Source organism: Bradyrhizobium sp. Ec3.3, from assembly GCF_000472925.1.
In the GTDB taxonomy this organism is placed as follows: Bacteria; Pseudomonadota; Alphaproteobacteria; order Rhizobiales; family Xanthobacteraceae; genus Bradyrhizobium.
Genome location: NZ_AXAS01000062.1, coordinates 38,493 through 48,316 on the forward strand (window position 1 = coordinate 38,493; position 9,824 = coordinate 48,316).

The 9,824-nt window shown below is 64.2% G+C and carries 7 protein-coding genes and 1 pseudogene; 5 read left to right on the plus strand and 3 right to left on the minus strand.

Annotated features, from left to right (window positions below; all coding sequences use genetic code 11):
- Positions 1–20 precede the first annotated feature (20 nt).
- Genes YUU_RS0138065 through YUU_RS0138075 form a run of 3 tightly spaced genes read left to right on the plus strand, consistent with a single transcriptional unit; the run spans position 21 to position 3,793 of the window.
- On the plus strand, positions 21–1,001 hold the full coding sequence (locus YUU_RS0138065; protein WP_027527023.1) for a LysR family transcriptional regulator: 981 nt from the start codon (positions 21–23) through the stop codon (positions 999–1,001).
- Positions 998–2,458 (plus strand): NAD(P)-binding domain-containing protein, encoded by a 1,461-nt coding sequence (locus YUU_RS0138070; RefSeq protein ID WP_027527024.1) that lies wholly within the window; start codon positions 998–1,000, stop codon positions 2,456–2,458. Before YUU_RS0138065 ends, YUU_RS0138070 begins: the two co-directional genes overlap by 4 nt.
- A 27-nt stretch (positions 2,459–2,485) precedes the next feature.
- Positions 2,486–3,793 carry a citrate-proton symporter gene (locus tag YUU_RS0138075; protein ID WP_027527025.1) on the plus strand — a complete coding sequence of 436 codons (1,308 nt, stop codon included), beginning with the start codon at positions 2,486–2,488 and terminating at the stop codon, positions 3,791–3,793.
- Positions 3,794–3,825: 32 nt separating this feature from the next.
- Here YUU_RS0138075 and YUU_RS61665 read toward each other — a convergent pair.
- Positions 3,826–3,942 (minus strand): annotated as a pseudogene (locus tag YUU_RS61665) (Lrp/AsnC ligand binding domain-containing protein); the annotation flags it as partial.
- A 97-nt stretch (positions 3,943–4,039) separates the two neighbouring features.
- Here YUU_RS61665 and YUU_RS0138085 point away from each other — a divergent pair.
- Entirely contained in the window at positions 4,040–5,596 is a 1,557-nt protein-coding gene (locus YUU_RS0138085) for a serine hydrolase (RefSeq protein WP_245288228.1), read from the plus strand.
- Positions 5,597–5,649: 53 nt separating this feature from the next.
- Here the strand turns inward: YUU_RS0138085 and YUU_RS0138090 are convergent, their stop codons facing one another.
- Entirely contained in the window at positions 5,650–6,114 is a 465-nt protein-coding gene (locus YUU_RS0138090; RefSeq protein ID WP_027527028.1) for an Lrp/AsnC family transcriptional regulator, read from the minus strand.
- Between the two features lie 164 nt (positions 6,115–6,278).
- Here YUU_RS0138090 and YUU_RS0138095 point away from each other — a divergent pair, with 164 nt between their 5' ends.
- Positions 6,279–7,295 carry a 1-aminocyclopropane-1-carboxylate deaminase gene (locus tag YUU_RS0138095; protein WP_027527029.1) on the plus strand — a complete coding sequence of 339 codons (1,017 nt, stop codon included), beginning with the start codon at positions 6,279–6,281 and terminating at the stop codon, positions 7,293–7,295.
- Positions 7,296–7,501: 206 nt separating this feature from the next.
- Here YUU_RS0138095 and recQ read toward each other — a convergent pair whose 3' ends face one another.
- Positions 7,502–9,367, minus strand: a complete 1,866-nt coding sequence (gene recQ, locus YUU_RS0138100) for a DNA helicase RecQ (RefSeq protein WP_027527030.1) — start codon at positions 9,365–9,367, stop codon at positions 7,502–7,504.
- Between the last annotated feature and the right edge of the window lie 457 nt (positions 9,368–9,824).

A 9,824-nucleotide genomic window follows, 5' to 3' on the forward strand; every position in this document is an offset into this window, starting at 1 on the left:
ATAATCCAAGCGGCGCGCCCATGAACAATGAAATTATCGACATCCGGCTCTTGGAGGCCTTCGCGGCGGTGATGTCGGCCGGCAGCATCACTGGCGCGGCGCGGCTGCTCGGCCGTTCGCAGCCTGTGGTGACACGGCAGATCCAGGACCTCGAGGCCGATGTCGGCTACCTCCTGTTCACCCGCAATGGTCCGCGCATCAGCCCGACGGCGAAGGGCGTGCTGTTTCATGCCGAGGTCGAACGGCTGTTGATGGGCCTGAAGCACATCCGCCAGCGCGCCAACGCGATCGGCGCCGGTGCGCTTCCGGTGCTGAGCCTCGCCGCGATCCCGGCGCTCGCAGCGGGCTTCATCCCGGCCGCGCTTGCCGCGCTGGAGCGCGATCTGCTGCCGGGCCAAGTGCATGTGCAGGCGCTTTCGGCCGAGAACGTCGTGCAGTCGGTGCTGTCGCAATCGGTGGATTTCGGGCTCGCCAGCCTGCCGGTCCAGCATCCCGGCCTCGACGTGCAATGGGTCTGCGAGGTGCCGTGCGTCGCTTGCCTCGCGATGGATCATCCGCTCGCGAAGAAGAAAGTGATCCGGCTGAAAGATCTCGGCGGCGGCCGTCTTCTGACGATGGCCAATCCCTACCGGCTGCGCCGTCGGGTAGACGAAGCGCTGGAGCGCGAGGCCGTGATGCCCGCAGAGATCATCGACACCAATTCCTCGATGACCGCGATCGCGATGGCCAAGCAGTCGCTCGGCATCGCCATCGTCGAGCCGGTGCTGACGTCGAGCCTTCCGGTAGCAGGCGTCGTCACCCGGCGTCTCGATGTCTCCATTCCTTTCCTGTTTGCTGCCCTCTCGCCAACCGGGCGCGAGCTGACGCCGACGGTTGCGGCACTCAACGACGCGTTACGCGCGGCGGTGGCGCTGATGCCCGGCGCAAAGCTGCACAGCGGCGCCGCCGCAAGCCTCGAGCCCAATGAGGCAGCCGACGAATTCGAGAAAGCCAACTCATGACGACGATGACGCCAAACGCAGCCGGCCTCGCGGCGCTCGAGGAGCGACTCAAGCAGGATTTGTCTTGGCTGGAACTGCCGGCCAGATCCTGGGTGCCGCGTCGTGTCGTGGATGGCGAAGCCGTCGTCGACGTCGTGATCGTCGGCGCCGGCATGGCGGGCCTCGTTGCCTCCGCCGTGTTGAAGCGGCTCGGCGTCGACAACCATTTGGTGTTCGATCGTGCGCGCGCCGGCGAAGAGGGGCCATGGGTTACCTTCGCGCGGATGCGCACGCTGCGTTCGCCGAAGGAGTTGACCGGCCCCGCGATGGGCATGCCGGCGCTGACCTTTCGCGCGTTCTATGAAGCGCAATACGGCCGCGACGCCTGGAAGGCGCTCGACCGCGCACCGCGCACGATGTGGATGGATTATCTCGTCTGGTATCGCAAGGTGCTCAACCTGCCGGTCCGCAACGAGGTGACGGTCGCGCGCATCCACGCGCGTGCCGACGAGCTGTTCGAGCTCGATGTCAGCGAGCGCGGCGCGCCGCGAAAGATCCTGGCGCGCCATGTCGTGCTGGCGACCGGGCGCGACGGCCTTGGCGGCGCCTACGTGCCGCCGCTGGCCGATGGCATCGACCGGCGCTTCTGGGCGCATTCGTCCGATGCGATCGACTTCGAAAAGCTGCGCGGCAAGCGCGTCGCCGTGATCGGCGCGGGCGCATCGGCGATGGACAATGCGGCGGTGGCGCTGGAGAGCGGCGCCGCGCGGCTCGATCTCTTCATTCGGCGCGCGGACATTCCGCGCATCAACAAATTCACGGGCATCGGCAGTCAGGGCGTCGTGCACGGCTTTGCCGGCCTCACAGACCAGTGGAAATGGCGCTTCCTCGACCACACGCTGAAAGCGCAGACGCCGCCGCCGCGGCAGAGCGTGCTGCGCGTCTCCGCCTATCCGCACGCGCATTTCCATCTCGCAAGCCCGATCGATGATCTCGTCGTCGAAGGCGATCATCTCGTCGTGACGACGCCGAAGGGTCGTTATGAGACCGACTTCATCATCTTCGGCACCGGCTTCAAGGTCGATCTCGCGTTGCGGCCCGAGCTGAAGGAGTTCGCGCCCTATATCCGCTTCTGGCGCGATCGCTTCCCGACGCCTGTCGGCATGGATAATGCCGAGCTCGAAGGCTCGCCCGATCTCGGCGACATCTTCCAGTTCCAGGAGAGGGTAACCGGCGCCTGTCCCATGCTGTCGCGGCTCTACGGCTTCAACTATCCGGCCACGCTGAGCCATGGAAAGCTCTCCGGCGATATCCCCGCGATCAGCGAAGGCGCCGACCGGCTCGCCCGCGGCATCGTCCGCCGCCTCTTCGTCGAGGATCGCGAGATCCATTTTGCCAATCTCAAGGCGTTCGCCACGCCCGAGATCCTCGGCGACGAATGGATCGACGCCGACGCCATTCATCAACCCGCCGAGTAACCCACCAACCGGACAGGCAAGCGCGAGATGCAGACGAACAGAAAAGCCATCGTGGCGGCGATCGCAGGCAACGCGATGGAGTGGTACGACTTCACGGTGTTCGCGCTGATGACGCCGGTCATCAAGAACCTGTTCTTCCCCGTCGACCCGAAGGTCCCGGGCAGCGAGATCAACGCGCTGTTGCTCACCACCGCGCTGTTCGGCACCGGCTTCTTCATGCGGCCGGTCGGCGGTCTCGTGCTCGGCTATTTCGGCGACCGCAAGGGGCGGAAGGCGGCGATGACGCTTGGCATGGGTATCATGGCGCTCTCGGTCGCACTGCTCGCGTTGACGCCGACCTATGCGACGGCCGGTATCGCCGCGCCGTTGATCGTGCTGCTGGCACGGCTGCTTCAGGGCTTCTCCGTCGGCGGCGAGTTCGGCACCTCGACGGCCTACCTGATCGAGGCGGCGCCTGCCGGCCGCACCGGCTTCTACGGCTCCTGGCAGATCGCTGGCCAGCTCATGGCGAATGTTCTGGGCGCGGTGCTCGGTGCCGTCCTCACGCTCACGTTCACGCAGGAGCAGCTCGCGGCCGGCGCTTGGCGCATCCCGTTCTTCGTCGGCCTCGTGATCGTTCCGATCCTGCTCTACATGCGCGCCAAAGTCGTCGAGCCCGAAGCGTCCCAGCGCAACATGGCGGCCGTGCACAAGGAGCGCTTCATCGCCGCGCTGAAGCACCCCGGCCGCAACTTCCTGATCGGGATGGGCATGGTGGTCGCGAGCGCGGTCTCGTTCTACGTCACTTTCGGCTATACCGTGACCTACGCCAAGGAAGTGCTGAAGCTGCCGCTGATGCAGAGCTTTCTGGTGCAGATGATCGCGGCGATCGTGATGGTCGTCGTTGTCCCCATCGCCGGCGCCTTCTCCGACCGCTATCCGCGCAAGCCGCTGCTGCTCGCATCGCTCACCGGCTATTTCGTCTCGCTCTATCCGCTCTATGCCTGGGTGATTTCCGAACCGTCGATCGCAAAGCTCCTGGTCGCCCAGGTCGTGATCGGCTTCTTCAGCGCGTTCTTCCTCGGCGTCTACTGCACCACGCTGGTCGAGCTGTTCCCGATCCGCGTCCGCTCGACCGCGCTTGCGATCGTCAACAACGTCGCGGTACTGATCTTCGGCGGCTTCGCCCAGTTCTTCGTGACCTGGCTGATCACGCTGACGGGTTCCCCGCTCGCGCCGATCTTCTACGTCATGATCGGCGTCGGTCTCGGCCTGATCTCGGTGATCGCGATGCGGCCCGAGGACAGCGAGCGCGGCGTGGTCGCGGCGGAGCGCGTCGCCGAACAGGTCTCGTGACGGCGCGGGCCGCTCAAAACTCCAGCGGCGCCGACCTCCTTCATCACGAAGAAGGTGCGGGTCTGCTGCTCGCCATTGATGCGGTTGAAATCCTCCATGCCGCCGACCCGGATTTTCAGGAAATAATCGAAGTCGCCGGCGACGAGGTGGCGGAGGTCGTGCAAATCAGAAGATTGTGTCATTGAGCAGATGCCGCCTGTGGTATATGCCTCTGCGCAACGATCACAGGCAGGGTAGAGCATGCAGGTGGCTGATTTCGTCGTCAGGCGTTCATCACGAAGCAAGGCCCTGCTTGGCACGCTCGTCCTCCTCACGTCAGTCTACTCCGGCACCGCAAGTGCACAGGGCACTGAGCCGATCTGGCCGACCGCTCAATGGCAGACCTCTACGCCGGAAGAGCAGGGCATGGATTCGGCTGCGTTGGCCAAACTGGTCGCGTCCGGCATCCCGCGCAGCTTCAACAGCCTGCTGGTGACGCGCCACGGCCGCATCGTGCTCGATGCCTATTACGCACCTTATACGGCTGATATGCCGCACGTGATCAACTCCTCCACCAAGGCGGTGGTCGCGACGCTGCTGGCGATGGCCTACAAGGATGGCCTGCTGGATCGTCTCGATCGTCCGATGCTGGATTTCTTTTCCGATCGCGACGTCGCCAATCTCGACGAGCGCAAGAAGGCCATTACGGTCCAGCAGTTGCTCAACATGACATCCGGCCTCGAGTGGGACGAGGGGTATGTCGGCGGCCGGGAGCAGTCGCTTCGCGACATGGGCGCGAGCTCCAATTGGGTCCAATTCATCCTCGATCGCCCGATGGCGCATGCGCCGGGCGAAGTGTTCTACTACGACAGCGGCGGTTCGCATCTGCTATCCGCGATCGTGGCAAGGATCACCGGCAAGAGCACCGCTGACTATGCGCAGGAGAAGCTGTTCGGGCCACTCGGGATCGCTCAGCCGTTCTGGCGTCGCGATCCGCAAAAGCTCCCGATCGGCGGCTTCGGCCTTGCGATGCGACCGCGGGACATGGCGAAGATCGGCTATCTCTATCTGCGCAACGGCGAGTGGGCCGGCAAGCAATTGCTACCGGCGGATTTCCTCGTTGCCGTCAATCATGCCACCGTCAACATGAATGCGCGATTTGAACCCGGGCTGCGCTACGCCAACCAGTTCTGGGCCATTCCCGACAAGCCCGTCTTCATGACCGTCGGATATCACTGCCAGGTGATCATGGTGCTGCGGGAGCAGGACATCGTCGCCGTGATGACGGCGACCAATTTCTGTCCATTCCGCAAGCTGGCCGACGAGATCTCTGCCGCCGTCAAATCCGAGTCTGCTTTGCCGGCCGATGCAGCCGCGGCAGAAGAGCTAGCAAAGCTGGTCGCGGACGTGTCCATGGAGAAGCCGACATCGGTCGGCGCCACGCCCGCAACCGCCTCTGCGATCTCGGGCAAGACCTACAAATTGTCCGACAACGCCTCGGGCATCAAAACACTGACGCTGTTCCTGGCCGATGAGAACCCGCGTTACGTCGTGGAGACGAGCGCGGGCGATCCCGCGCGGCGCCGCCTCGACGGGCCGATCGGTCTCGATGGCCTGTACCGCAAAAGTCCGCCAGGCATTCTCGGTGTTCGCGCCGCCAAGGGCACGTGGCAGAACGAGCGAACCTTTGTCATCGACCTCCAATATGTCGGAGGCGGCGACGCCTGGACATGGACGCTCACCTTCGACGGCGACAAGATCGCGCTACGCGGCAAGGCGAGGGACGGACGCGAGGAGTCGGCGGAAGGGGCGGTGGGCGGCTAGCGATCTCGGTCCGGATTGACGCGAGCAACGTGGCCTGCCACGGCGCCGGCCGCTCAAAACTCCAGCGGTGCGTTGTCGACGACCTCCTTCATCACGAAGAAGGTGCGGGTCTGGCGCGCGCCGGGCAGCGCGATGAGCTGCTCGCCATGGATGCGGTTGAAGTCCTCCATGTCGCCGACCCGGATCTTGAGGAAATAATCGAAGTCGCCGGCGACGAGGTGGCAGTCGAGCACGCATTTCAGCTTCGCTACCGCCTGCTCGAAGAGCGCAAAGCTCTCCGGCGTCGAGCGGTCGAGCACGACGCCGACCATCACCAGCGTGCCCTTGGCGACTTTGCGCGGCGCCACCATGGCGCGGACGCCCGTGATAAAACCCTCTTCGAGCAGCCGCTGGGTGCGCCGGTGGCAGGTTGCCGGGCTGATCGCCACGGTTTCCGCCAGCTCCGCGTTGCTCAGCCGGCCGTTATTCTGCAGCAATCGCAATATCTTAAGGTCGGTGCGGTCTAACCTGCCGGACATGGAAGAAAATTCCGTCAAAGCGCAAAATTTCGGAAGAAATGTTAGTCAATTGCGCCAACATCGCAATATCTCCCGCAAAATCCTCGCAATATTCGAGAGCACATTTCATCTAGGGGGTGATAGTTCCTCCCTTCAGTTCAATGGCAAATCGGGATGATTTCGCAATGAAGCTGGAAAAATTCGAACGCTACCCGCTGACCTTCGGGCCGACCCCCATCGAGAAGCTGAACCGTCTGTCCAAGCACCTCGGCGGCAATGTCGAGATCTATGCCAAGCGTGAGGACTGTAATTCCGGTCTCGCCTATGGCGGCAACAAGCTGCGCAAGCTCGAATACATCGTTCCCGACGCGATCGCCTCGAACGCCGACACGCTGGTGTCGATCGGCGGCGTGCAGTCCAACCACACCCGCATGGTCGCCGCGGTTGCAGCCAAGATCGGCATGAAGTGCCGCCTGGTGCAGGAAGCCTGGGTGCCGCACGAGGACGCCGTGTACGACCGCGTCGGCAACATCCTGCTGTCGCGCGTGATGGGCGCTGATGTTCGTCTCGTCGAGGACGGTTTTGACATCGGCATCCGCAAGAGCTGGGAGCAGGCGCTCGAGGAAGTGAAGGCCGCGGGCGGCAAGCCTTACGCGATTCCGGCCGGCGCCTCCGTGCATAAATATGGCGGCCTCGGCTATGTCGGCTTCGCGGAAGAAGTCCGCAAGCAGGAGAAGGATCTCGGCTTCAAGTTCGACTATATCGTCGTCTGCACCGTCACCGGCTCGACCCATGCCGGCATGCTGGTCGGCTTCGCCGCGGACGGCCGTGCGCGAAAAGTGATCGGCATCGATGCATCCTTCACGCCGGCGCAGACCAAGGCACAAGTTCTTTCGATCGCGCAGAACACCGCAAAACTCGTCGAACTCGGCAAGGAGATCGTCGAAGACGACGTCGTGCTGGTCGAGGACTACGCCTATCCGACCTACGGCGTGCCGTCGGAAGAGACCAAGGAAGCCATCCGCCTCACCGCGCGTCTCGAAGGCATGATCACCGACCCCGTCTACGAGGGCAAGTCGATGCAGGGCCTGATCGACCTCACCAAGAAGGGCTATTTCGAGAAGGGCGCGAAGATTCTCTATGCGCATCTCGGCGGTGCACCCGCGCTCAACGGCTACGCCTACGCGTTCCGCAACGGCTGAGGCGCACACTGTAGCCCCATCAAGGCTATCGTCCCGGGGCGCGACCAAGTCGCGAGCCCGGGACCCATAACCACAGGATGTGGTTTGGCGAAGACTCGTGGTTACCAGCTTGCGCTAACGACATCTGCCTGTGGCTATGGATCCCGGATCTGCGCTCGCTACGCTCACTTGTCCGGGGATGACAGCTGAGTGATTGGCGCGCGATTTCATTTCGTTCGCACCAGCCGCAGCAGCTCTTCGCCGTAGTGCTCGAGCTTCTTGTCGCCGATCCCTGGCACATTGCGCAGTTCATCCAGCGTCGTCGGCCAGGCGCGCACGATGCCGTCGATCGTTGCATCATGCAGCACGACATAGGCGGGCACCCCGCGCTCACGGGCGACCTCGGAGCGCCAGGCGCGCAGGCGCGCGCGCAATTCGGGATCGACGTCGCCCTGTGGCGCATTCGATGCCGGCGCAAGATCGCCGCGACGAGATTTCGCGCGGCTGGCGCGAAGGTGGGTGCCAGGAGTTTCCTCGCGCAGCCAGACTTCCGTCTCGCCGCGCAAGACGCCGCGCGAGGACTCCGTCAGCTTCAGCGCGCCAAAAGCCTCGCTGTCGCTCTGCAAGTGCCCCATCGCCACCAATTGCCTGAGCACCGTGCGCCACTGCTTCTCGTTGAGCTCGCGGCCGATACCGAACACCGTCAGCTTGTCGTGGCCGAACTGCGTCACCTTCTCGGTCAGGCGCCCTACCAGCACGTCGATCAGGTGCATGGCGCCGAAGCGCTGTCCGGTGCGGTAGACGCAGGAGAGCAGCTTTTGCGCCAGCACCTTGCCGTCGCGCATCTGCGGCGGCGTCAGGCAGTTGTCGCAATTGCGGCAATTCTCCACCGTAACCGTCTCGCCGAAATAGGCGAGCAGCCGCCTGCGCCGGCAATGCGCGGTCTCGGCAAGCCCCACCAGCGCGTCGAGCTTGCCGATCGACGCCCGCTTGAACTCGTCGGAGGCGCCGGACTCGTCGATCATCCGGCGCTGCTGCACGATGTCGGAGAGGCCATAAGCCATCCAGGCTGCGGACGGATTGCCGTCGCGGCCGGCGCGCCCTGTCTCCTGGTAATAGGCCTCGATGCTCTTGGGCAGGTCGAGATGCGCGACGAAGCGTACGTCGGGCTTGTCGATGCCCATGCCGAAGGCGACGGTCGCGACGATGACGATGCCGTCTTCGTTCAGGAAGCGATCCTGGTTGCGCGAGCGCACACTGCCGTCGAGGCCGGCATGATAGGGCAGCGCCGGAATGCCGGCATCGCTCAAGGCAGCCGCGACCTCCTCGACCCGGTTGCGTGACAGGCAATAGACGATGCCGGCGTCGCCGGCATGGCGCTCCCGGAGGAACTCCTTCAATTGCGCCACGGAATTGCGCTTGTCGACGATCTCGTAGCGGATGTTCGGCCGGTCGAAGCTGGAGACGAATTGGGGCGCGCCTGAGAGTTGCAGCCGTTCGACAATCTCCTTCCGCGTCAGTTCGTCGGCGGTGGCGGTGAGCGCGATCCGCGGCACGTCGGGAAAGCGCTCGGCGATGACCGAGAGCGCGACATATTCAGGACGAAAATCGTGCCCCCATTGCGAGACGCAGTGCGCCTCGTCGATCGCAAACAGCGCGACCCTGGCCTGCGCCAGCATCGACAGGCAGCGCGGCGTGACCAGCCGCTCGGGCGCGACATAGAGCAGGTCGAGATCGCCCGCGATCAGGCGTCGCTCGACTTCGGAAGCCTCCTGCGGCGTCAGCGAAGAATTCAGCGCGGCGGCGTTGACGCCGGATTCAATCAGCCCTGCGACCTGGTCGCGCATCAGCGCGATCAGCGGCGACACCACGATGCCGCAGCCCTCGCGCAAGAGCGATGGCAGCTGGTAGCAGAGTGACTTGCCGCCGCCGGTCGGCATCAGCACCAGGCAATTGCCGCCCGACGTCACGTGCCTGACGATCTCGCCTTGCGCGCCACGGAAACCGGAGAGCCCGAATACCGAATGCAGCACCGACAACGGGTCGCGGCCATCGGCCGGCGCTGGCAGCGGGGCAGTGGAGGGGGCGGACATGGGCGTGTCGAACCGGGCCGTGAGAAGAGCTGAACGGCAGTCGCATGCCGGCACGGTTGTGGCAAGAGTGTTTGCGCGGAACGGACGGTGCTTACCCTCTCCCCTTGTGGGAGAGGGTGCCGAGCGAAGCTCGGCGGGTGAGGGGTTCTCTCCACAAGTGAAACTTTGGCGTTCGAATTCGCTGAAGCAACCCCTCATCCGGCGCGCTGCGCGCGCCACCTTCTCCCACAAGGGGCCTGTTGCGTAATCCGCGATTGTGATTCTCTAGGGCAGAAGCCTTGGAGGTAACGATGGCAGTGAAGCAGACTGGGCAGCCGAGTTTTATTGAGGCGTGGTTGCCGAAGGGAGCCGGTGCCAATGCGGCGCTGAATCGGTTGTCGGGCTTGGTCAAATGGTACCGGTTCGAGAAGCTGATGGCGCATTTGCGGGATGAAGGAAGCCCTGGCCGACCGGGCTA